Raw genomic sequence first — 24,314 nt, 5'->3', positions numbered from 1 at the left:
CTTGAGTCTCACATACCGCCTAGAGTAAATCACTATTCACTAATTGGCGAATAAAAGGCATTAAATCGCTCGCTAACATGCCACGTTCTCCCTGTATTGCCGCAAGATCGGCGGCGCAACCATGTACAACAACACCCAGCACAGTCGCTTGCATGTTATCCATTCCTTGAGCCATGAGCGCGCCTATAATACCAGATAACACATCACCACACCCACCACTGGCAAGCCCAGGATTACCAACAGGCGCAACAACCATTTGTTTGCCATCAAAAATGACGGTTCCAGCGCCTTTTAGCAACACAACACCGCCGTACTTTTGCTGTATAGCCCGCACTGCCGCAAACCTATCCTGCTCAATTTCTGCCACAGAGCAACCGAGTAAACGCGCCGCCTCACCCGGATGCGGTGTTAGCACCCAATTGGTTTGCCGACGCGGCTCATTACTGAGTAGATTTAAAGCATCAGCATCCAAAACACAGGGTTTATCGCTTAAGCCCACGGCTTTAAACAAGTTATAGCCCCAGTCATGCTTACCTAAACCTGGGCCAAGTACGATAACCTGCGCCCAACCAAGGCGCAGATACACTTCCATATCGACTAAGTCACAACCCCAGAACATCAATTCCGGACGAGAGACATTCACAGTCAATTGATGCTCAGGTCGACTGATCACAGTAACTAATCCAGCACCGGCACGCAGACATGCCTCACTGGCCAGTCGCACGGCGCCAGCCATGCCCATATCACCGCCGATAACAGTGACCTTACCCGACTGGCCTTTATGGCTATCGCGCGCTCTGGCGGCAAAGTAATCTTTAAGCGTCTCTTTTCCGACTCTTTGTGCACTCGCTTCAGCGAAGAAAGGTGTTAATCCTAAAGCGGCAAATTCAAGTTCGCCGCTGTAATGCCGCGCCTTACCCGTTAACAAACCTTGCTTCCAGCCACCAAAACACAAGGTGACATCCGCCATCACAGCAACACCCGCCACAGCGCCGGTATCGGCAATCACTCCAGACGGTAAATCAAGGCTCAATACCCAAGCTGCATTATCATTGATGGCGCGAATATACTCAGCCATATCGTCGCGCACGGCATCTCGCACACCTGTGCCGAGTAAACCATCGACGATGATTTTGGCCGCAAGAATGGGCGCAACGGCTTTCGGCAGTAACTCTCCGCCGTCTTTAAGATAATGGGCCAATGCTTGCTGACACTCAGGCGTGCCTGCAGCTGACGTCATCATCACTGAAACGGCCATACCACTGGCAAGGGCTAAACGAGCGCACACTAAGGCATCGGCACCATTGTTACCGCTGCCAGCGAGGATAAACACAGAAGAGGCGTTGGGGTTATGCTTCACTAAACACTCAAAAGCCGCCGCGCCAGCACGCTCGACCAATTCATAGAGGCTAGAGGCTCCCTGCGACACAGCACGCTGTTCAGCTTGGCGAACTTGTGCTTGGGTAAATAAGGCCTTGGGAAATTGCGATAGATCTTGTGCCATGAAGGATCTCCTTAGACGCCAACAACTTCATTCCACAATGAGTTACCTCACCATAGGAGTCTTGGCAGCATTGAGCAAGGCCGATAATAAAATCAGCCAATAGATCAAGAAAGTAGCAAGAATCGGATTGGGAAATCATGACGTAAATCAGTTCAGGCGCAGATACCCGTCCAAATGGAGCAAAGTAGCGCAAAAGTCGTCGATACACAGATGACACAAAGACAAAAGCCAGCACTAGGCTGGCTTTGGGAACTGAGAAGCGATGACGGTTTAGATATCGTCCATCCGAATCGTGCTGTGGACCAAACGTTGTTGCTGAGTTTTCTCTACTCGGATCAAGTTGGCTAACGCATTACGCGCATCTTCGGCAGTGGTTGAGTTAACCGTTTTTTCTAACAAACCAATCAGACGATTTTCTAAGTCTAAGTGCAAGTTGAGCACATCGTCTTCATTCATGTTCGCGGGCAACATAGTATCTTGGCAACGCTTGGTAAAGTCTTCAAAGGTGAAATCTTTGTACCAAGTATCAAGAATACGATGTGGCGCTTCTTCTATATAATCGCGCAGTTTCTCCGCCATGGTTTTTTGATGTGACTCAAAATAATCCAGCATCATTTTCACACGGGCCGAGTCAGCTTGATTATTGAGTCGGCCATAGAGTTGCGCCATATCTAAGCGGCAATTTGCCACATACTCAAGTAGATCACGTAATTGTTGAATACGCATATAATGCACTCCACTGTCAGGCCAACTACTTGGCGCTATTAATTTTGTCTAGCTTCATTATGTGAGTAAAAGCGTTACGAATATTTGAACAAGGTCATAATTTAACTTTCGCGAAGCTATCTAATTTAGGAAAACTTGAAGAAACACGCTACAGATCACGCATCTAAATCCTATCACACTGTTTTGTATAAGAGAGAAAAGCCAAAGAGATCTCAAAACACTTAGCCTAAAAGGTTGGAGTAAATCTTTGGCTGTGCATGATGAATCAAAGATAGAGGGTTTGCAGTAGATGGTAGTTAATCAAGACAGTTATAGATGAGCTAATTATGGGAATGACGTGAAAAAGTAGCTGTTGGAGAGTTTAACGGAATTACAGCGAAATGATTTTATCGGGAGTAGTTCGAGCAATGACCTATGCCTTGGCAAACGGTTTAAGCATAAGAAAGGTATGGTGATGTTAAGAAACTGAACTAATAGGTAGTTAAAGTAGTTTTGGGAAGTTTATCGAAATTGGAGCGACATGATTTTGATCAAGAGCGGTTCGAACCGATGACCTATACCTTGACTAATTTAACAATCACAAAGGTATCGCCATATCAAAACCACAACTGAGCTAATGTCAATTGAGTAATGTGATAGTGGAATATTTAGGAAATTGGAGCGACATATCGGGTTCGAACCGATGACCTATACCTTGGCAAGGTATCGCTCTACCAACTGAGCTAATGTCGCATAATCTGTATTAATGATTTGGTAAATCACTAAGTTTTAATTTGGAGCGACATATCGGGTTCGAACCGATGACCTATACCTTGGCAAGGTATCGCTCTACCAACTGAGCTAATGTCGCATAATATGTATTAATGATTTAGTAAATCACTAAGTTTTAATTTGGAGCGACATATCGGGTTCGAACCGATGACCTATACCTTGGCAAGGTATCGCTCTACCAACTGAGCTAATGTCGCATTTCACATTTTAAGACAGTGACAGTCTAAGATTTGGAGCGACATATCGGGTTCGAACCGATGACCTATACCTTGGCAAGGTATCGCTCTACCAACTGAGCTAATGTCGCCTTTTGTATCGCTGCTACATTTGCCTTCAACATTAACAAAGGTATCGCCTATAAACCTTTATCAACTGAGCTAATCTCGCATTCAATCTAAATGACCGTACATCTCTGTTCGCATCAAAAAGTTGAGGCCGCATTATATGAAAAATTCATGCGGCTGCAACCCCTTCTTGCATATTTATCTACTGATCGGTCAAATTTTAAATACTTTGCTGCGATAATACTGCAATTCAGCGATCGACTCTTGGATATCCTGCAGTGCTTGGTGAGTGTTTTGCTTCTTAAAGCCCGCCATAGTTTCTGGGCTCCAACGCTTCACTAGCTCTTTAATCGTACTGACATCCACATTGCGGTAGTGGAAATAATCTTCCAGCTCGCGCATATAACGATTTAAGAAGCGTCTATCTTGGCCAATACTGTTACCACACATTGGAGAAGCGCCCTTAGGAACATACTGTTCTAAGAAGACAATCGTCTTAGCCACGGCTTGCGCTTCGGTTTCTTGGCTAGCACGAACGCGGTCAATCAACCCTGACTCACCATGGTGCTTTTGATTCCAATCATCCATAGCAGCCAGCACGTCATCCGATTGATGAATCGCGATAACCGGACCTTGACCGATAATATTGAGTTCTTGATCTGTCACTAACGTGGCAATTTCAATGATCCTGTCGACGTCGGGCTCTAACCCTGTCATTTCCAAATCGATCCAAATGAGATTATTTACATCTGCCGTCATAAATCAGCCTTATCATGTCAGTTAGCCTAAATTCAGGCTTTTTTATTCAAGAGCGTGTATCATACTGCTTTTTTCCGACACAAAAAATCACCTAATTGACGAAGACGAATCAGTGAGTAAAAAGAAACCCCTAAGCCAAGGTCAATTACGCCGTATGCGTGCTAATCACGAGAAGCGACTCAATCGTGATAGTGGCGATAGAAATACGCCAGAGTTACAGGATAGTTCATTGGGGCAAGAACAGCCCGGTACTGTGATTTCTCGTTTTGGCCAACATGCCGACATAGAAACCGAAAGCGGCCAAATTGTGCGCTGTAATATTCGCCGTGCCGTCACCAGTTTAGTGACTGGCGATAAAGTGATCGTACGCTTAGCCATTGAGAGCCAAGCCAATAGCGGTATCGCAGGTATTGTTGAAGCCGTTCATCCACGTCGCTCATCACTTACACGCCCAGATTTATACGATGGCGTGAAAATCATCGCCTCGAATATCGACCAGATTTTGATTGTGTCCTCGGTATTACCCAGCTTTACCACCCAGATCATCGACCGTTATTTAGTGGCCGCTGAAGATACCGATATTCCGCCTATCATCATTTTGAATAAAATTGACTTGCTCAACCCTGATGAAGCGCAGGCAATCGATGAAGCGCTGCAGCGCTATAAAGATATTGGCTATCCAGTTTATAAAGTCAGCAGCAAGTTAGGTGATGGTATCGATACCATAAAAGACATACTCAAAGATAAAGTCAGCGTATTTGCTGGCCAATCTGGTGTGGGTAAGTCATCGATCATCAATGCCCTATTACCCGATGCAGAACTGGTAATTGGTGATGTTTCCGATAACTCAGGTTTAGGTCAACATACCACCACCACCGCCAAACTGTTGCACTTGCCTAGTGGCGGCGATTTAATCGACTCCCCAGGCGTGCGCGAATTCGCCCTATGGCATCTTCCCGCACAGCGTGTCGGCTGGTGCTTTGTTGAATTTCGTGAGTATCTTGGCGCGTGTAAATTCCGCGATTGTAAACACGGTGACGATCCCGGCTGTGCACTGCAAGAAGCTCTGAGCCAAGGTAAAATCAGCGAAGATCGCTTTAATAATTACCATAAAATTATCGCCAGCTTAGATGAACAACGTCATGCCCGCCATTTCCGTGCGGCCACTGATGAATAACGACTTATTGATAAATAACAACAGTCTCAGCAAAGATTGAGCAGTAAGAAAAGGAATTGAAATTGGATAAAGTTAAAATAGCGCTGCAGTACATGCTGCCAAAACACTTATTATCTCGTTTAGTGGGTAAACTCGCCGCCGCCGAAGCGGGCGCGTTAACCACGGCTGCCATTAAGTGGTTTATCAAACAATATAAAATCGATATGAGCGAAGCGGCGCAGAGCGAGCCTGAAGCTTATAAAAGCTTTAATGCTTTTTTTACCCGCGCCCTTAAACCCGGTATTCGTCCGTTAGATATGGACGCCGATATCATGGTGCATCCCGTCGATGGCGCCGTAAGCCAGTTAGGCCCCATCAAAAACGGTCGCATCTTCCAAGCTAAGGGTCACCACTATTCATCCTTAACCCTGCTTGGCGATCAAGCTGAAGATGCTAAACGCTTCGAAGGCGGTGATTTTGCGACTATCTATCTGGCGCCTAAAGACTATCACCGTATCCACATGCCGATTAAAGGCACGTTATCAAAAATGACCTATGTACCTGGCGAACTGTTTTCGGTAAATCCGTTAACGGCGAGACACGTACCCGGTCTGTTTGCCCGTAACGAACGCGTTGTGGCGATTTTTGAAACCGAATTAGGTCCACTGGCTATGGTGTTAGTTGGCGCAACGATTGTTGCCAGTATTGAAACAGTCTGGGCTGGCACAGTCACACCGCCGACAGGTAAGCAAGTCTTCACTTGGGAATATCCAACCCAAGGCCCCGATGCCATCACCTTAGATAAAGGTGAGGAAATGGGTCGCTTCAAGTTAGGCAGTACTGTAGTGATGTTGTTTGCTAAAGATGCTATTGCGACCTTTGCTGAAGGTGTCGAAGCCGAAGCAGTAACGCGTATGGGACAAGCCTTCGCTAACCTGAAAGACGTTAAGCAAGCGGATTAAGCTTTCTTGAGTTCTGCTAAACCTTCGGGATTAATTGAATTACATTTGGCTGTGCTGCTATTTGGCGGCACGGCTTTGTTTTCTAAATTAATCCCACTCAGCGCGCTGGACATCACCTTCCTACGCTGTATCGTCGCCGCCACTGTGTTAGGTTTGCTGGTCAAACTCAGCCGTAAACAGCTAACCCTAGCAAGCAAACAAGATTATCTGGTCGCCATCGGGCTTGGGGTGATCGTCAGTCTGCATTGGGTAACCTATTTTGCCGCCATGCAATTGTCGTCGGTCGCCATTGGCATGATTGCATTTTTCACCTATCCGGTGATGACAGTGATTGCCGAGCCGTTGCTGACAGGCAGTAAAATAAAATTACTCGATATGATCAGCGGCGTGTTAGTGCTGATTGGGGTGATATTACTCATCCCTGAGGCCAATTTAGGTAACGACACTACGCTGGGCATTGCCATCGGCATAGTGTCCGCCATCTTGTTCACCGCCCGTAACTTATTGCACAAACGCTACTTTTCCCAGTACAGCGGCCCACATGCCATGTTCTACCAAACCTTGTTCGCTGTGGTGTTCTTGATGCCGTGGCACCAAACGGAATTGAACAGCATCTCACTCGATGTGTGGGGATTGATTATTTTACTCGGCGTTGCCTTTACCGCCGCGCCCCATGCGCTATTCACTTCCGCACTGAGGCAACTCAGCGCCAAAACGGTTGGGCTAGTCTCTTGCTTACAGCCCTTCTATGGCGCCATGTTAGCGCTGATTATTTTGGGTGAAGAGCTTAATCTCAACACCGTAATCGGCGGCACTATCATAGTCGCGACCGCCATCTTCGAAACCCATCAATCGCACCAGTCACAGCGGCGAAAAAAGAACGCCTGAAACATACCAATCTCAACGCAATTTGGCTAATATGGAGCGTCTTTCGCCCCTAAATGTCTTTAGTCCTTATGCCACGTATTTTATTGTTCGTTATTGCTTTTTTCTCATTTTCCGTCCTTGCCAATTCGCCTTTGCAGTTGGACAAACGTCTTGGCATGAACAAACAAGATCAGCAACAAAATCTCAGCATTGATGAACAAATTAACGACCTAAAAATTAACATAGAGAAACTCGCCGCCAGTGCGACCAGTTTCCAACAGGCGCAAATCGATTTTGAACAACACAAGAAGCGCACCAACCAAGCACTGAAAGAAGCCTATAAACCTCTCTCACTGGAAAAAGGCACAGATCTCAGCCAGCAAGCTTCGATGGCCTATATTCGTTTGTCTGAGCTTAAAGAAAGCGAATCTACCCTTGGCCGACAAGTTAACGATTTATTACAGCGCCACAACGACTTACCCACAGTGATCGCCAGCGCGAGGCAAACTGTCGCCCAAAACAAAAAAGCAGAACTCGCCCCGCTAGATACCCCTACGGGAGAGTTACAGCAAACTCAACGACTCTTCTTTGAACAAAGCCTTGCCACCGATGAAGCAGAACTTGCCAGCAGCCAAAAACGCATTGAACTGACGCAATTACAATTACAACTAGTCCGCCAACAACTGGTGCAGCAAGAAGCCTTGATCGAAACCATCAACAAGGCAATCAATAAACAACGTCAGCAACAAACGGATGCTACCCTAGCCAAAAACTTAGTTAATACCGAAAAAGTTATCGATCCTATCACCCGTAATATTGCCGACACCAACCAGATTTACGGCCAAAAGCTGCAAACGTTAACTCTGCAGATCAATAATGTGGTCGAACAGCAGGAACAGGCAGAAACCCAATATCAATCCCAAGCCAAACAGTTGGCGAACATCCAAGAACAGATCACTTGGGTCAAAATGAACTCCGCCTTTGGTGAGCGCTTTTTGCAGATGTTGCAATCACTGCCTAAGCCGCCGAACCACGAAAAACTGCAAACCCTGATCGCCGATGCGCGCTTAGACAGATACCATTTAGAGCAGCAACAAGCCCTTAATGATCAAGAGTTAGAACAGCCCGGCTTATACAATGAGCAGCAGATTAAGCTACTGCACTCCCAGCAAAGTTTGATCTCGCAGCTGATGCAAAGCTATGACCAATACTTGAGTGAATTAGGTAAGTTGAAGGTCAACTATCAACAACTGAGCCAGCAACATCTCACCCTTAAAAATACCCTAAACGAGCATTTATTCTGGGTGCCTAATGCTGCCAGTATCAGTAAATTATGGCTGACCGACCTTGAGCGCAGCGCGGTTTGGTTAGTACAGCAAGCGCAGTGGGATGAACTGGGTAAAGCGTGGGAAGAGCAAAACGATTATTGGTCTTGGTGGATCATATTGCTGGTACTGTGTTTAGTCGTACAGGACTTAATCACGCCTAAATTCAATCGCTTGCTAAATCATTACACCACTTATGTGGGCAATGTGACCCAAGATAAATTCATTTACACCCTCAAGGCACTCGCCTGCAGTGTCAGTTATGCCTTGATAAAACCTTTCCCGGTGATCATGGCGGGATTGATTTTTTATCAATCCGATCGCAACTTTGTGCAAGCAGTGGGCATGGGCATACTGGCGATTGGTTTAGTCTACCTCTTATATCGCTTCATCTTTATTCTGACGCTCGACAAAGGCGTACTCGTGGGCCATTTTAAACGCCCTTCAAAACTCATCCAAGCTGGACAATCAAGGCTCAGACACTTTGTGCTGGTCGCCAGTCCATTATTGGGCTTGATGGGCTTTACCGAAGTGCTCGACACCTCACTGGTGCGCAACAGCATAGGCCGTGGTGCCTTTATTGTTTTCTGTATCGTTTTATTCTTGTTATACAAAGACATCTTAATTCTTAGCCGTAAAAACTCGGATGCTAAGAAAGACGGTAAAAACAAAAAACTCATTCAGAAGATCCTCTGGACCTTGCTGATTTCTGTACCTTTGTTGAGTGCCGGATTAGCCTTTAGGGGTTACTACTTCACCGCTTTCCAAATGCTGTTACAACTGCAATTGTCGATCGTACTTGGTCTCGGTTTCTTACTGTTATACCAGCTGATCAAACGCTGGATGTTAATTGAACGCCGGCGTATCGCCTTCGACCGCGCTAAGGCAAAACGTGCCGAACGCTTGGCCCAACGGGAAAAAGGTGAAACCCATCATCTCTCCGCCGATGGACTCGATACCTACGAAGAACCCGTGGTCGATCTGGAAACCATTTCGAGCCAATCCCTCGGCCTAGTGCGTTCGCTGTTGTTATTGGCCTTTTTAGCCAGCTTGATTGGTCTGTGGACTCAAACCCATACGGCGCTGTTTTCTTTCCTCGACGGCATTACGCTGTGGACGACCAATACCAGCGTTAATGGCCTAGAACAACAACTGCCCATTACCATGAAGTCATTGATGTTTGGCCTGATAGTGGTCGGTTTCTCGCTGATGATTGCTACTAATCTCCCCGGCTTACTTGAGTTGATGATCCTACAAAGACTCGATCTCTCCCCAGGCACAGGGTTTGCGATCACAACCGTCAGTCGTTATCTAGTGGTTTTCCTCGGACTATTAATCGGCTTCTCTAATCTCGGGATGGAATGGTCGAAGTTGCAATGGCTGATTGCCGCACTGTCGCTCGGTTTAGGTTTTGGTTTACAAGAGATTTTCGCCAACTTTATTTCGGGTCTGATCATTTTGTTTGAAAAGCCAGTACGGATTGGCGACACAGTGACGATTCGCGATTTAACGGGAACCGTGAGTAAAATTCAAATTCGGGCGACCACCATTATTGACTGGGATAGAAAGGAAATTATCATCCCAAACAAGGCCTTTATCACAGAGCAGTTGATCAACTGGTCTTTGTCAGATCCTATTACGCGGGTCATTGTTTATGTGTCGGTGGCGCGGGATTCAGACCCTGCCAAAGTCGAAGCGACCCTGTATCAAGCGGTGCAAGAATGTGAAGATGCACTTGCCAGCCCAGAACCTGAAGTCTGGTTTGCCGGCTTTGGTAAACATACCCAAGATTATGAAGTGCGCGCCTATGCGAAAGATATGTCGGCACGTTGGCCACTGCGCCATGATTTACATAAACGAGTGACTAAAAAACTCAAAGAAAACAATCTCGAACTCGCCTATCCGCAGATGGAAATCCATATTAAGAATGGTCAAAGTCGAGAGCAACAAGGCATTATTAGAAGCTAATAGGATCGCAAAACATGCTTATTTTTGCTCACCGTGGCGCCAGCGGTTATCAGGCCGAAAATACCTTAGCCGCCATGGCTAAGGCGTTAGAATTAGGGGCTCAGGCCGTCGAGCTCGATGTGCATAATGTCGAAGGTGAGTTAGTCGTGTTCCACGACCGAAGGCTTGATAATAAAAGCTCGGGCTCTGGCGTGATCCATTTAGTAAGTAAGGATTATCTGGCGAGCATCAATGTGAAAGGCGAACCCATACCGACGTTATGGCAAGTACTTGAGCTGATTGCGGGGCGCTGCATAGTCAATATTGAATTAAAAGGCATTAATACCGTCACGCCGTTAATCGCTTTATATCCAAAGGCCTTGAGTCAGCTTGGGTTTACCCAGGAGCAGTTACTGATCTCTTCTTTTAATCACCCGTATCTGCGCGAACTTAAACAAGCTTTGCCCGAGACTTTAGTCGCGCCGCTGCTGGCCAGTATTCCGCTTGATAATGCCGCGGTTGTCAGTGAGCTAAATGCTTACTCGCTGCACTTAGATCTCAGCTTTATCAGCCAAGCCTTAGTGGATGACGCCCACAACAGAGGCGCTAAGGTTTATGTTTATACGGTCGATCATAGCGACGATATTCATGCACTTAAGCAGATGGGCGTCGATGGTGTGTTCAGCAATTATCCCGACCGTGCCATGCAAGCCTTAGCTCAAGTGGCCACGGCCGATTACTCTGGTTACTTTGAATAACGACAACCTTGATATCGATATTAAGCTTGGCTATTTCGCTGAGCCCAATAACCGATAAAAATAAACATGGCCAGAATTAACAGAAACATCCAATGGGATGGCATAGCCACTATGTGTCTTGCCACCCAAGGCGTGGCTTTCACGATCAATAGGCCATAGCCAAAGGCATTCACAATAATAAAAACAAATGTTCGCAGCACAAAAGATTGCCCCAACAAATGACGCCTTAGGATACGATTGACATCCGCTGAAAAAACCAAAATAAGACACACCACCATAGCGGTAGCAATATCAAAAGCCCAAGGGCGAAGCATGTTACCCAACTGGGCAATAAGGGCGACTAACTGATCCATAATGACTCAACCTAAAAAGATGCTGTGCAATCCATCTGAGTGGCCGCGACAGCACATTGAAAAATAACAATAACCAAGCATAAAGGGAGACGCCATGGGGCACAAGTTACTCTTGCTAACGAAGGCAAATCAACAGTATCGCGATTTGATTGAGGCGCAGAAACTCCCTGATTTAGAGCTACTCGACGATAATCCAGCGGGCATAATTGATGCTGATATTTGGTTAGCCGAACCTAAACTCGCCGCGCCCCTATTGCCCCATGCTAAAAATCTGCAATGGTTACAATCAAGCTTTGCTGGCATAGATGCCCTGATGAGTCCAAGGGGCAGAAAAGACTATCAACTTACCAATATTAAAGGCATTTTCGGCCCGTTGATGAGTGAGTTTGTGTTCAGTTACTTACTCGCGCATATCCGTGGTCATGGTTTTTATCGTCAGCAGCAACAGCAAAAACAGTGGCAAGTTCAACCACCCATACGTCACACAAGTTTACAAGGAATGCGATTGCTCTTGCTCGGTACTGGCTCAATTGCCCAGCATCTAGCGCAGACGGCAAAACACTTTGGCATGCATGTTACTGGTATCAATAGCAGCGGTAATACCGTTGAAGGTTTTGATGCCATTGAAGCGATGGCCAATTTAGCCCAGACGTTGATGCAAGCCGATGTGGTGGTCAATTTACTGCCCAGCACTCCGGCAACCCAGAACCTGCTTAACGCTGAAACCTTAGGCAGACTAAAAGATGATGCAGTGCTGTTTAACGTCGGCCGCGGTGATGCACTCGATCTCGATGCGCTTAATGTCCAGCTTATCGCTAAACCTGCTCAACAAGCGGTTTTAGATGTTTTTGCTCAAGAACCTTTGCCCAATAGCCATCCCATTTGGGATCGGGGAAATGCCATTATCACACCACATATTTCAGCGCCCAGCCATCCCGCACAAATCGTCGAGATTTTTAGCCAAAACTATCGCCGTTACATTAGCGGTGAGCCACTGCAGAATCGAATCGACTTTAGTAAGGGCTATTGAGTTAGAGAATTGAAATTGAGTCAGGGATCAGAAAAAGCAAAGGCAATAGTCAGACTATCGCCTTTGTTATCTTACGTTTTAGGTGATTACACCCTAAAGCTACGCTTTAAGAATTGATCAACTAAGACTGAGTGAGAATCCATCTCGCGAGTCACTTCATCGTTCAAGTCGACCATTTCACTGCCAAGTTGATGGCTAGAATGGGTAAATTGCGACACATTCACCACGCTGCGATTCATCTCATTTGCCACACTTGATTGTTCTTCAACCGCGCTGGCAATATGGTGCGTCATATCGGTAATGGTCGAAATAGCTTCACGAATCGTACGTAATGCAGTGCCTGCTAAATCCGCCGTTGAAATACATTGGGAAGCGGCAACCACGCCTTGCTGCATACTGACCACAGCTTTATTGGTCCCCTGCTGCAACAGATTAATCATGCTTTGGATTTCCTTGGTGGCATCGTGGGTACGTTGCGCCAATGCCCTAACCTCGTCAGCAACCACGGCAAAACCACGGCCTTGCTCACCCGCACGCGCCGCTTCAATCGCGGCATTTAATGCCAGTAAATTTGTCTGACCCGCAATACTCTGAATCACATCTAGCACAGTGCCGATATCTTTACTGTGGGCTTCTAACTCAGTAATGACCTTGGACGTTTGTTGCAATTGCTCCGCCATAGCTTGAATCGAGCTAATGGTGCTCGACACGGTTTTATCGCCATTGATGGTTTCAGCGGATGCCATTTGCGTGGCACTGGCGGCATCGGCACAATTGGAGGACATATCGCCTAATGTGGCGGTCATCTCCTGCATCGCCGTAGCAACTTGTTCTATTTCAGATAATTGAGCCTGACTGGTACTCTGGATTTGTTTTCCCTTAGCGGCAGATATTTTGGCCTGTTCAGACACGTTATAACAGGAATCCGATGCACGCCCCAGAATCGACTTAAGCTCAGAGGTCTGCATTTGGAGCGCCAAATCAATCGCGCCAAGATCATCAGAGCTTCCACTGTAAATATGCGCCATCAAGGGGTTATCGTAGATATGCTTTGCCTTAGCCACTATCGCGTAATAACGACTCAGCACCAGATTACCGCCCACCAGCAATACTAGGATGCTTATCGCTAGGGCAATAAAGCCCATTAAGCCAATTTGCAGAGCAAGGTAAAGCATAGGTAGCATGGCAACCAATGCGAGTAACAGCAATTTAACTGGCATATCCAAGGTACGTTTTAACGCACTGACGCTGCCCTTTTTGTTCAACTCCGCATAGGCTATTTCTGCACGCTTAACCTGATCGCGTGTGGGTTTAGTGCGTACAGATTGAAACTCGACGACTTTGCCATTAACTGAAATCGGTGAGACATAGGCATCGACCCAATAGTGATCGCCATTGGCGCAGCGGTTTTTCACTATCCCTTTCCAAGGCTCGCCTTTTTTGATACATCGCCACAGATCTTCAAACGCTTGCGGAGGCATATCTGGATGACGCACCATGTTGTGAGGCTTGCCTAGCATGGCATCGAGGTCGTAACCGGCAACGGTACAGAAAGATTGATTGGCGTAAGTGATATGACTTTGAGTATCCGTAGTCGACAATAAAATCCAATCCGCTGGATAATCATATTCTCGCTGTGTAACTGGTAGATTAGTTCTCATGAAACCTTATGGATCTTTGATTAATTCTTCGTTATTCATCCATGAGTTATCCATCCGTGAGGCATCATCACCCTGACGCTGTAATCCCGATCTGCTGCAGACATTAGCTCATTTTTAATGCTGAAACACATCTAGCATAGACGATAAAATGTGCGTCATGTAACGGAAACGTTAAAAGCATAAAAATCACCCAAAAAAACATGATTGCATTTGATAAGCGTTTTCATTTAGAATTAGCGCAATTCTTTTGGAGACTAATATATGTACGTTTGTCTTTGCCATGCGATCACTGATACGCAAATTAAAAATGCCGTAAGCCAGGGCGATAGCTCGCTTGCTGACGTGAAAAAGCGCTTAGGTGTTGCCGATCAATGTGGCAAGTGTGCAAGAATGGCGGTGCAGATCATCCAGAATCAATTAGAGCGTGAGCCTAATTATTACGAAGTCGCGTAAATTGAATCGCGAATAGAGTGGTAATGGGTAACTCGCTAACGAACACACTTCCGACAAGCTAAAACCACGCTGACTCAAGCAAACTCAATTCAGCTAAAGCAAACTCAATCCAAAAAGTCCCGCGACAACAAAGCTTTCTATTCGTCACTTCGTCTTAAATAATCTTGTCAGTTTAGACTTTAGATATGATGTTTTAATGACAAGTCCCCACTGAACTCTGTTACTACTGATCATTCAATGGGGTTGCAGATCCACTTTCGAGTCAATTCTACTTACGTTTCAACCCTACTTACGTTTCAACAAATAGGCGGCTTCATTAAGCCAAGGTACGGCTTTTTTAATAAAGCGGGGATTGTCGGCCAACACATCTTGGGAGGCTAATACTTCAATGTCAAAGTCATCACTCAGATGCTGTTCAACCCAGGTTGGGGATACGGCGAAAGGTGGGCCAATTAACGCTTCTTGCGGATAATCTAAGGTCACTAATAAACCGACACAGCCACTAGGTAATAAGCTCGCTAACTGCTTGGCATATTGGGCACGCATACTTTCTGGCCATGCGATCAACGCCGCGCGATCATAAAATGCTGTCACGTCTTGAGTGATAGCCTTAGGTAGAGTGAAAATATCACCCTGATACAAGCTGATCTGTTCGGTTTGATAATGCTGGTGTTCACCCACGGCCGTTTGCGTCATCTCGAGTTGGTTATCGCTAAAAAATTGCTGTACAGCCAATTCATTTAACTCACAACCTATGACCTGATGCCCCTGTTCTGCGAGGAAACACATGTCTAGCGACTTTCCACATAAGGGCACAAAAACCTTAGTATCTGCGGGTAATGCAAGCTGCTGCCAATACTTAACGAGGAAAGGATTGATGTCTTGCTGATGAAAACCTATCTGTTGCTGCTGCCACTTTTCATGCCAAAAACCGGGTTCCATGGGTTTATCTCTATTCGCTAATGTTGTCCTTACTCTAATGACATTTTAAAGTGGATGCAAAACCTCCTGCCATTCGGCAAACTCAGCAATGTAAAGACTAACTTACTGATCTAAAGTGGCTTGCACTTTACGCAGCCAAACACAGTTATCGCATTGGCATTGACGGCGTGATAAATGATGTGGGCTTAAAGATGAGTCGATAAAGTCCACAGCGATCAACAACTGCTGTTTTAACTCGGCAATCGATTTTTCGTTCACGGCCACCAGCTCGTCATTCTGGTTCATCCAGATACATTCCATGCCCTGATGACAAGTTAAACATTGCTCGTCTCTATCATTAAAAAATACCGCATGCGGACAATGGGTCACTTCCATTGACTGTAAAATACGCTTACGCGGATATTCCAAAAGTTCAATCAACAAGGCTTTATATTGGGTGGGCATACGCCCTCCTTAGCTGCACTTTGTCTGTGGGTTAATTAATAAAAATTGATTCCATCTAATGCCCCAAAGATTACCTATAGTCGCGAGGATTTAATTTGATGTAAGTCAAAGTCAGTGACGAAATGATCGTATAGGTAAGCCGCGCCTGACGCTGATCACTAATGCCGCTCTGAATCCTAAAATAAAGCCAGCCGCTATTTGATTATCGCCCCCGCTTACTGGTTAAATGGACAAAACAAGGAGCACAATTTGCAAACACCTCAGCTGCAGCATTTTTATATTTCTGAAGAGCAATCCATTTACTTGCTCAAAGCCAATGATGCCCGTAAACACAAGGCGTGGATCCGCCTCTGTAAACAGCAGCTGAGCAAGTTAGGTTATACCGATATCGAATTGGTCGGCAAAGGCGCCTACGGTTTCGTGTTTGCGGGTATCAATCAAGCGGGCGATGCCCATGTGTTTAAGTTCTCGCGGATTAATCTGCCGCAACATATTCAAGATAGGCTCGAAGAAGAAGCCTTTATGCTGTCCTTACTCAAGCATCCCAATGTGCCGGGCGCGATCAAATTTGAGCGAGTCGGCAAGCAAGGCATACTCGTGATGGAGCGGGCAAAAGGCGAAGATCTCGACCAACTTTGCCGCCGTATGGGCGCCCTGCCCACAGCTATGGTCATGAGCATCGCCCGCCAACTCGCCGATATCTTGTATTACCTGCGCACGGGCAAGCCCTTAGTGCACGGCGATATCAAACCTTCTAATCTGGTTTACGACATTGAACAGCAACACTTATCGTTGATCGATTGGGGATCGGCGGTGTTTGCCCAGCGAGATGAATATAACAAGCCGGTCGAAGACAATGTGATGGCGTTAATGTCGAGCGATCAACAACATACCAACGCCCGCATGGGCGATGTGTACTTTATCGGCGAAGAGCAACTCAATGGGGCACTCTCCAGCCCGCGCTTTGACGAACAAGGCGTTGCTGCAACTCTGTATGCTCTTGCCTCAGGCCAAGCAAGCCGCTTCGGCGCACAAGTTATCTCGCCCACCAGCATTGGCTTACCAATGGAATTAGCCCGTACCTTAGAGGGCATGCTCAGCACAGATCCTAAGCAGCGCAACATTGCCGGCGATTACTTTTTGAAAAGTATGCGCCACAGCCACAGACTGCATTTACCAGAACTGCCCAAAGCTGAGTTACAGGGTGAAATTCCTGTGTGGGTGCAATCCCGCGACAAAGATGTTGAAACCGTCAGCTACAGCTCGCGTAAGTCCTTTTTGAAGGAACATAACGCCCAAGATCCTATCGCTAAGATGGATGATATTCAGCTCGAAAAATATTACCGCAACTTCCTCGCGGGCATGGGCGATACCGAAAAAGGTTTTATCGCCGCAGTGGGTCGGTTAGCGCAATATCCAATCGTGGGCGGTCTCGCGATCCACTGGCAAGAAACCGGCGTGTTTATCGACTCCAATCTTGCGATTTACGATGCAAAACAAAAAAGTGCCTTAATTATTGCGGTCAACAATATGGTAGATCTGGCGCGGGGAATTAAACGTATCGGGGTGTTTAAGGCCTGTTTCTTTAACGCCAAAGACACGCTGCATATCGAGCGAACAGATATCAGCGAGCCGTTTGTTGCCAGCGCCGATCTGCAATTGCCCTTTGAAGTCGGTGATGTGCCCACCTTAGAAGATAAGTCACGGTTACACTCTTACTTTGAAGACGGTAAAGATCCCGACGAAAACCTCGAATTGCCGGTGGAGATCATGGAAGAATTAGCCCGCATCAACCAAATTCACCACACAGGCTGCATCATTTTTGAGGCACTGCCGAATCACTTGAAAATCCACAGTTACTTGAAGCTGCTCAACCCCCGTAAGCAAGCGGCGTTTCGCGCCAGTCTAGATCGCATCTTGCATCATGTCGGCAAAATCCAAGGCCACGGCGTGTCGGGCTTTATGAAACTACCCTACAAAAACACCCGCCGCTTTACCCATCTAGAGCGTAAAGCCGATCACTTTTATCCGAAAAATCCAAAAGAAATAGGCGCCTAATGGCGCCTATATTCATCAGATTAAATCGGCGATCCCGGCGGTAAGGTCAATGGCTTAGAAATCAGCTTAACCTTAGCATCGGTTAAGCCCGCAGCCAGACCCTGTTGCAACCAAGTATAATGGGCCGCAAGACTTGCATTCGCTCGATTCGACTTCGCTTTCAATTGCTTAATCACAAACTGAGCGCGATCGTTGATCGCAGCCCTCACCTCTGGTGAGGTTTGAGGATTGTGCAGCGTTGCCAGCACTTCATCAATCACCACAGCGTTCACTCGCATCCACACGCCTTCGACCAGCCCAAGCTTGTCCTCTTGATACAAGGTCGCCGCGAATAACTTATCCAGTAATGTCGTCACCGATAACTGCTCGCTATCGGCCATGGATGCTTGGCTGACACGGTTCAAACGCTTAGGCATCAATAGCAAGCTAACAGTATGGCGGCTAAATACTTCAGCCATGCCGAGAGGATCGTTAATTGCGCCTAAACCTGAGTCAAAGGATTCCCGCGTGGCATGATAATTCCCCGCCTTTGGTACTAAACTGTCGAGCAAGGTTTGCGGCACAGTTAAACTCGCGGCATCTAAGGTTTTAAGCAACGCATCTAAACCCGTTAACTGCAATTGCGGCGCAATATAGCTCCAGCGGCTGCCTTCACCTATGGATTGATAGTTATAGTCAGTGCCGCCAATCAACTTAGCAACCGCATCGATTTGATAACGCGTCAGCAAATAAATTGGCGCAAAGGCATCGGCTAGCTCGCCCAGCGGCTCATTGGGTAACAAGGCTGCACTGGAGAATCCCGCAATCGCCTTAGTGCGAATTTTATCGAGCTTACCCAGCTGCTCGATCGGATCGTCACCACTATCCCACAAACTGGCATAGGCCTGACTCGCATCCTTTTGGCGAGAATCGGCCTCACCGATATAACGTAAGCCACGTTTGGCGACATCGGCCAATAAGTCGACTTGCAATGCTTGTTGGGTACGGGCATCGCCTTGATCGCTATAACCATAGGCGATAGTAAAATCATCCCAAGGGCCAACACCTGTAGTGTAAGGTGCTGAAATATCAATATCATTGCCCTTTAGCTGGATTTTCGGATGGGGATAATCCATCACAGAGGCATCCTGATTGGTCGAAGCGGCAAAGTTATGATCTAGCCCTAAGGTGTGGCCGACTTCATGGGCGGCCAGTTGGCGAATACGCGCCAGCGACAAGGCTGTCGCCGCTTTCTCGGCCGCCACTCTATCCTGCCAGCCTGCGGTTAAGCCTTTGGCAATCAAGTAATCCTGCCGCACACGCAAGCTGCCGAGCGTGACTTGACCCTTAATGATTTCACCTGTGCGAGGATCGGTCAGCGCGGCGCCATAGGACCAACCCCGCGTCGCCCTGTGCACCCATTGGATCATGTTGTAGCGAATATCCTGCGGATCGGCATCTACCGGCAATAACTCAACTTTAAAGCCATTGATAAATCCGGCGCGAGTAAAAGCTGTCTCCCACCAGCGCGCGCCATCGAGCAACGCCGAACGTATCGGCTCTGGCACGCCAGGATCAAGATAATAAGTAATAGGTTTAACGACTTCGCTTGGCGCTGGGCCAGGATTCACTTTCTGTAAACGGTGGCGCAGGATAAAACGCTGAGCTAACGGTTGGTCAAAGGGCGTCGCATAGTCTTGATACTCATCGGACAAATAACCACTCATCGGATGATAAGCCCGCGGCTGATAATCAGTATCGGGCAGCTCAACAAAGGAATAACGCATCCGCACCGACATTAAGGTGCCATCGGGGGTTACCTGTGCGACCTGCGCGCCAGCAACATCGCCTTTGAACGTCAGTTGCACATCGACATCGGCGTTTTTCTCAAAGGATTTAATCCCTTTGGGCAAAATGACAGAACGGCTCAAATCGAGCCGATAATTGCCCTGCTCTGTTTGTTGCAAAACGGAAGCCACACCGTGTAAATCATTGAGGACCAGATCGTTGACAGCCACCAGATCGGGCTTGCCCTCAATCACTTTGCCTTGCCATAGCACTGAATCGGCAAAGGCTTCTGCAACCGCTCTTTGCTCAGCGGCGTCAGTGGTATTCGCACGATATTGGGTATTGAGTTGCTTGAGTAAAATATAGGGACCTTGGCGCTCAAACTGCACCATGCGGGTCTGACCCAGTTGGCCACGATCGAGACCAATGTCGTTCGAACCTACACCCTGCGGCAAACTAGTGACCAAGAGAAAAGGCTGATTTAAGCGATTGACCTCAAGGTACAACTCTCCCTGAGATTCCTCGTAATAGAGATTAAGAAACCCTTTCGCCTCTTGGCTTTGCTTAATAATCTTGGCACTAGGCGCGGCTGCTGCGACGGTAACGGTGGGAAATCCTAACAGCGCTATGGATAAGGCTAAGGCTAAACTTTGGGGTTTCATCTTTCCTCCTGATACGGCTGGCTGCGTTATTTACCTTAATAAGTTATCGATGACTCTTGATCTCAAGCGATTGCTTAAAAGTAAATAACGCGAGGCCATCACTGGCCCCGAGCAAATAAATTAACGATTCTGATGCTGGTTCTTATGTTTGATCCAGTGATTTAATGTTTCAAATAATTCGTTGAGCACTATAGGTTTAGTGATGTGGGCATTCATCCCCGCCGCTAAACTTTTTTCCCTGTCGCCCGACATGGCATGGGCTGTCATGGCAATAATAGGCAGTTCATCGGCATTAAAACGCTCACGCAGTGCCTTTGCAGCGGTTAACCCGTCCATCACTGGCATTTGAATATCCATCAACACGGCATCAAACGGCCGCGAGTCTATGGTATCCAGCGCCACTTGACCATTGTCGGCCAGTACCACTTCGTAGCCAGCGCTCTTAAGGAGTTCGGTGGCCACTTGCTGGTTGATAAAGTTATCCTCCACCAGCAACACTAGACCTGTGTGCTCTCCTTCCTCAACTTGAACTTCAACCATAGGTTGAACCACATTCAATCTCGGTTCATCGGCAAAGGCGGCAATGATCTCATCGAACAGACTCGATGCCTTAAACGGTTTTTGCAGTACGGCAAACACATTGGCACTATCGACTTCATGCTGCAAGGGCTCTGCCGCATAGGCCGTCATCATGATAATCACAGGCCGTTTCGCTAAGCGGCCTTCGGCGACCATAGTATCTATGGCACTGACCACATCGCTACCGTCCATTTCTGGCATCATCCAGTCGAGCAATAACAGATCGATTGGTGCCCGCGACAGTTTGTAAAGCGCTTCGGCGCCACTGGCGGCGGTATCAACTTCGAAGTGGAAATCTCGCATCAAGGTCGAGTAAATTTGCAGTGCCGTTGGGTTATCGTCAACGACTAAGGTACGTAGACTATTGAGCTTTTCCGGCACGACGAAAGGCTCAATCTTAGCGGCTTCGGCAATCTCAAAGCTGATAGTAAAGCTAAAGGTACTGCCGACCCCAAGCTCACTCTGCACCTGCATCTTACCGCCCATCATAGACACCAGATGCTTACTGATCGATAAACCTAAACCTGTGCCACCGTATTTACGGGTGGTCGAACCGTCGGCTTGGGCGAAGGCATCGAACAGTTTTTCTTGCTGATCTTTGCTGATCCCAATACCGGTATCCCGCACCCAAAACTTCAAGGTAATCCGATGATCGCGCTCACCGACATCTTCACAGCCCAGCTCAATTTCGCCAGATTGGGTAAATTTCACCGCATTCGACAGCAGGTTAATCAATACTTGACCTAAACGCAGCGGATCGCCTTTAAGCATGAGTCCCGCTGTCACAGGGGCATACAAGAGTAACTCAACGCCCTGCTCCTGTGCCTTGAGCGCATTGAGATCGAGGGCATGATCGAGCACTTTATCCAGCGGGAATGGCACCCGCTCAAGCTCCAACTTACCCGCCTCAATTTTAGAGAAGTCGAGAATATCGTTGATGATCCTCAGTAGCGATTGCGCCGAGAAACCGGCTTTTTCGAGGTAATCTTTCTGCTGCGCCGTTAACGAGGTGCGCTGCGCCAACTGCAACATACCGATAATGGCGTTCATCGGCGTGCGGATCTCATGGCTCATGTTGGCCAAGAATTCACTCTTGTAGAGGTTAGCTAATTCGGCATCTTGCTTGGCTTCTAAAAGCGCCACTTCGTTACTCTTATGGCGGGTAATATCCTTATGGGTACCGAGCATACGCTTAGGCTGACCTTCGGCGGTGAACTCCACCACACGGCCACGGGATAACACCCAGTGATAGCCGCCATTTTTACCTAACATACGGAATTCGATTTCGTAAGCGCCGACAGGGTCTGCTAAATATTGGGCACGGTATTCCTCGACGCGAATCCGATCGTCGGGGTGGGATAATTCATCAATTGTCGACACAAGAGCTGGAAACTCGTTGGTTTTATAACCCAGCATAGAATAATACGCAGGGTTACAAATGATCTGTTCAGAGTCTAAATACCAATCCCACAGGCCATCCTCCACCGCATCCATAGCTAAGTGATAACGCTCTTCGGACAGGCGTAACTGTTCTGCGGATTCGTATTCCCGCGTCACATCACGCCACACAGCAATCAAGCCCTGCAGTTCACCGCGGCGATTATAAAAAGGCAGTTTAAGGGTATCGAGCAGCACAGGTTTGCCCGCTAGTTCGACCTTTTCTTGGTAGCGCAGCGGCGTGCGATCTTTTAGGACTTGTTCGTCTTCGGCGCGGATACGTATACCCATTTCAGGCGAGGTCAGATCCTCAGATGACAAACCTATCATCTCGCTCTCTGTGTAACCCAGCATGCGCTCAGCCGCCTTGTTACAACCTAAGTAGTTGCCTTCTTTGTCTTTAAAGACAATAGCTTCTGGGATTGAGTCAAGCAAAGAACGCAGTAGCGCATATTCGCGCTCACGCCGCTCTGTGGTGTCTTTTAAGCGTTCAGTACGCCGCGCCACTAGCTTATCGAGCCGCTTATTCTGCTCAGCCAGATGGTGGGTATATTGCTTGTTTTCCTCAAAAATCCGACTGACTAGCAAGAACCAAGGTTCCCAGCCGCGGGTGATTTTCTCCGGTGGCTTACGCGGCTCTTGCGAGCAACCCTCTAGGTGCGACAGTAGTCGCGAGGCAGGGCTTACAAAAGAGCGGCGCGTCTGCCAATGCACTATGGTCACCAACACAGACAGGGCGATCACCACCAAAATAAAGGTCAGCTGTAGTTTTTCCCACGAGTCTTGGAATAGGTCGTCTTCATCCTGCAAATACAGTAAACGCCAAGGCGCGTTATGCAGGGCAACCGAGTGGATGTAATAGCCGTTACGTATGATGCCATCATGGGCATCGAACAATTCCGACTCAGGTAAAGAATGCAGCTCAGAGGGAATACGTTGGCTGATGTGATAGACCCGATTAATGTCTGAGCTATCAAAATCGCTGTGGGATAAAATATTGTTCTGTTGGTCGAGCAAAATCACAGTGCCCGGCATCTTAAAGTAGACCCGAATTTGCCGCGCTAACGAGGCAAGCGTCATGTCCAAGTTGATTGAGCCAATGAACTCATCGTCCAAATAAACGGGCACACCTAAAGTGGTCAATAAGCCTTTGCCGGTGGAGTCCACATAGGCTTCGCTCCAAAACACACTGCGCTGCGGGTTCATGGCCGGGGTGGCATATTGGAACTGTTTCTTGTTGAGTAATTCGTCCCTAAATCGTTGATCGTCATTCGACCAAGGGAAATAGGACATGATCCTACGTTTCGACAGGTAATAAATCGCCGAGGCTTTCGGAGCGGCTTCTTTGGCGACGGGGAATGACAATGACAGCTCAAACAACATCTCAAGTTCTTGATAGAACTTGTCGCTGCGGCCATCGAGGGAACCTGCACCAGTAATCCTACCCATGTTGGTAAAAGGTTCACCGCTCTGGGCGTAGCTAGGTTCTAAGGTAAAATACTGGCCACTTTCGTTAAATTTACCGTATTGGGGTAAGCGCTCTTTACGGACGAGTTCGCCTAAGCGCAAATGATCCACGGCAACGTCACGCAAGCTTTTTACCGCTCTAATGCTCGACTCGAGTAACAAATCGATTTGCAGAACATGGCGCTGAACCTGTTCTTCACGCTGCTCCATCTGCTGGGCTTTTTGGCGGTCGAAAAACATCCATGCGGTCAACAAAGACATGACGATAACGCCGATGTACGTATAAAAAACGGCACGGTTGTAGTTCTTCTGGATCGGCGATTTTAGTTGCAGATCCGGCTCACTCGATTTCATCCACTACCCTTGATTGCAGCGCTTGATTTCAGCCTACGGCGGCAAAAG

At 47.4% G+C, this 24,314-nt stretch carries 17 protein-coding genes and 4 tRNA genes; 8 read left to right on the top strand and 13 right to left on the bottom strand.

Annotated elements, in window-relative coordinates; genetic code table 11:
* Window positions 1–19 precede the first annotated feature (19 nt).
* From Q4Q52_RS02980 to orn, 7 genes are all read right to left on the bottom strand, one after another.
* The gene (locus tag Q4Q52_RS02980) at window positions 20–1,504 is read right to left on the bottom strand and encodes an NAD(P)H-hydrate dehydratase (RefSeq protein ID WP_311989806.1); all 1,485 of its coding nucleotides are present in this window, start codon (window positions 1,502–1,504) and stop codon (window positions 20–22) included.
* 270 nt (window positions 1,505–1,774) lie between these two features.
* Complete coding sequence (locus tag Q4Q52_RS02975) at window positions 1,775–2,230, bottom strand: hypothetical protein (protein WP_006080046.1); 456 nt, start codon at window positions 2,228–2,230, stop codon at window positions 1,775–1,777.
* Window positions 2,231–2,886: 656 nt separating this feature from the next.
* Window positions 2,887–2,962: transfer RNA gene (locus Q4Q52_RS02970), tRNA-Gly, on the bottom strand.
* Between the two features lie 42 nt (window positions 2,963–3,004).
* Window positions 3,005–3,080 (bottom strand) — tRNA-Gly (locus Q4Q52_RS02965).
* Between the two features lie 42 nt (window positions 3,081–3,122).
* A tRNA-Gly gene (locus Q4Q52_RS02960) sits at window positions 3,123–3,198 on the bottom strand.
* A 34-nt stretch (window positions 3,199–3,232) separates the two neighbouring features.
* Window positions 3,233–3,308: transfer RNA gene (locus tag Q4Q52_RS02955), tRNA-Gly, on the bottom strand.
* Between the two features lie 190 nt (window positions 3,309–3,498).
* Window positions 3,499–4,044, bottom strand: coding sequence for an oligoribonuclease (orn, locus tag Q4Q52_RS02950; protein WP_311989805.1), 546 nt, complete (start codon window positions 4,042–4,044; stop codon window positions 3,499–3,501).
* 112 nt (window positions 4,045–4,156) lie between these two features.
* Between orn and rsgA the strand changes: the two genes are divergently transcribed.
* The 5 genes from rsgA (at window position 4,157) to Q4Q52_RS02925 (ending at window position 11,059) form a co-directional block, all read left to right on the top strand.
* On the top strand, window positions 4,157–5,221 hold the full coding sequence (gene rsgA / locus Q4Q52_RS02945; protein ID WP_311989804.1) for a small ribosomal subunit biogenesis GTPase RsgA: 1,065 nt from the start codon (window positions 4,157–4,159) through the stop codon (window positions 5,219–5,221).
* A gap of 62 nt (window positions 5,222–5,283) precedes the next feature.
* Window positions 5,284–6,162, top strand: coding sequence for an archaetidylserine decarboxylase (gene asd, locus Q4Q52_RS02940; protein WP_028761759.1), 879 nt, complete (start codon window positions 5,284–5,286; stop codon window positions 6,160–6,162).
* Between the two features lie 6 nt (window positions 6,163–6,168).
* Complete coding sequence (locus tag Q4Q52_RS02935; protein WP_311989803.1) at window positions 6,169–7,050, top strand: DMT family transporter; 882 nt, start codon at window positions 6,169–6,171, stop codon at window positions 7,048–7,050.
* Between the two features lie 68 nt (window positions 7,051–7,118).
* Window positions 7,119–10,322, top strand: a complete 3,204-nt coding sequence (locus Q4Q52_RS02930; protein ID WP_311989901.1) for a mechanosensitive ion channel domain-containing protein — start codon at window positions 7,119–7,121, stop codon at window positions 10,320–10,322.
* A 14-nt stretch (window positions 10,323–10,336) separates the two neighbouring features.
* Window positions 10,337–11,059 carry a glycerophosphodiester phosphodiesterase gene (locus Q4Q52_RS02925; RefSeq protein WP_311989802.1) on the top strand — a complete coding sequence of 241 codons (723 nt, stop codon included), beginning with the start codon at window positions 10,337–10,339 and terminating at the stop codon, window positions 11,057–11,059.
* Between the two features lie 20 nt (window positions 11,060–11,079).
* Here the strand turns inward: Q4Q52_RS02925 and Q4Q52_RS02920 are convergent, their stop codons facing one another.
* The gene (locus tag Q4Q52_RS02920; protein ID WP_259527960.1) at window positions 11,080–11,412 is read right to left on the bottom strand and encodes a DUF3392 domain-containing protein; all 333 of its coding nucleotides are present in this window, start codon (window positions 11,410–11,412) and stop codon (window positions 11,080–11,082) included.
* A 94-nt stretch (window positions 11,413–11,506) separates the two neighbouring features.
* On the opposite strand from Q4Q52_RS02920, the gene Q4Q52_RS02915 reads away from it, so the two are divergent.
* Window positions 11,507–12,442: a D-2-hydroxyacid dehydrogenase gene (locus tag Q4Q52_RS02915; RefSeq protein WP_259527961.1), complete on the top strand. Its 936-nt coding sequence runs from the start codon at window positions 11,507–11,509 to the stop codon at window positions 12,440–12,442.
* An 86-nt stretch (window positions 12,443–12,528) separates the two neighbouring features.
* Here the strand turns inward: Q4Q52_RS02915 and Q4Q52_RS02910 are convergent, their stop codons facing one another.
* Window positions 12,529–14,103, bottom strand: a complete 1,575-nt coding sequence (locus tag Q4Q52_RS02910) for a PAS domain-containing methyl-accepting chemotaxis protein (RefSeq protein WP_311989801.1) — start codon at window positions 14,101–14,103, stop codon at window positions 12,529–12,531.
* Between the two features lie 261 nt (window positions 14,104–14,364).
* Between Q4Q52_RS02910 and Q4Q52_RS02905 the strand changes: the two genes are divergently transcribed.
* Window positions 14,365–14,556 carry a bacterioferritin-associated ferredoxin gene (locus Q4Q52_RS02905; RefSeq protein WP_006080031.1) on the top strand — a complete coding sequence of 64 codons (192 nt, stop codon included), beginning with the start codon at window positions 14,365–14,367 and terminating at the stop codon, window positions 14,554–14,556.
* A 285-nt stretch (window positions 14,557–14,841) separates the two neighbouring features.
* On the opposite strand, the gene Q4Q52_RS02900 is transcribed toward Q4Q52_RS02905, so the two are convergent.
* Together Q4Q52_RS02900 and Q4Q52_RS02895 are read right to left on the bottom strand one after the other, a co-directional pair.
* Window positions 14,842–15,498, bottom strand: a complete 657-nt coding sequence (locus Q4Q52_RS02900) for a thiopurine S-methyltransferase (RefSeq protein WP_311989800.1) — start codon at window positions 15,496–15,498, stop codon at window positions 14,842–14,844.
* Between the two features lie 102 nt (window positions 15,499–15,600).
* A complete protein-coding gene (locus Q4Q52_RS02895; RefSeq protein WP_105250285.1) occupies window positions 15,601–15,942 on the bottom strand; it encodes a hypothetical protein in 342 nt (113 codons plus the stop codon).
* 249 nt (window positions 15,943–16,191) lie between these two features.
* Between Q4Q52_RS02895 and Q4Q52_RS02890 the strand changes: the two genes are divergently transcribed.
* Window positions 16,192–18,000, top strand: a complete 1,809-nt coding sequence (locus Q4Q52_RS02890; RefSeq protein ID WP_011845712.1) for a protein kinase domain-containing protein — start codon at window positions 16,192–16,194, stop codon at window positions 17,998–18,000.
* A gap of 20 nt (window positions 18,001–18,020) precedes the next feature.
* On the opposite strand, the gene Q4Q52_RS02885 is transcribed toward Q4Q52_RS02890, so the two are convergent.
* Both Q4Q52_RS02885 and Q4Q52_RS02880 read right to left on the bottom strand, forming a co-directional pair.
* A complete protein-coding gene (locus tag Q4Q52_RS02885) occupies window positions 18,021–20,429 on the bottom strand; it encodes a zinc-dependent metalloprotease (protein ID WP_311989799.1) in 2,409 nt (802 codons plus the stop codon).
* 120 nt (window positions 20,430–20,549) lie between these two features.
* The gene (locus Q4Q52_RS02880) at window positions 20,550–24,266 is read right to left on the bottom strand and encodes a response regulator (protein ID WP_220591192.1); all 3,717 of its coding nucleotides are present in this window, start codon (window positions 24,264–24,266) and stop codon (window positions 20,550–20,552) included.
* Between the last annotated feature and the right edge of the window lie 48 nt (window positions 24,267–24,314).

The sequence above is a fragment of the Shewanella sp. SP1S2-4 genome, from assembly GCF_031932075.1.
Taxonomy (GTDB): Bacteria; Pseudomonadota; Gammaproteobacteria; order Enterobacterales; family Shewanellaceae; genus Shewanella; species Shewanella baltica.
This window is presented reverse-complemented; position numbering and strand designations above follow the sequence as displayed.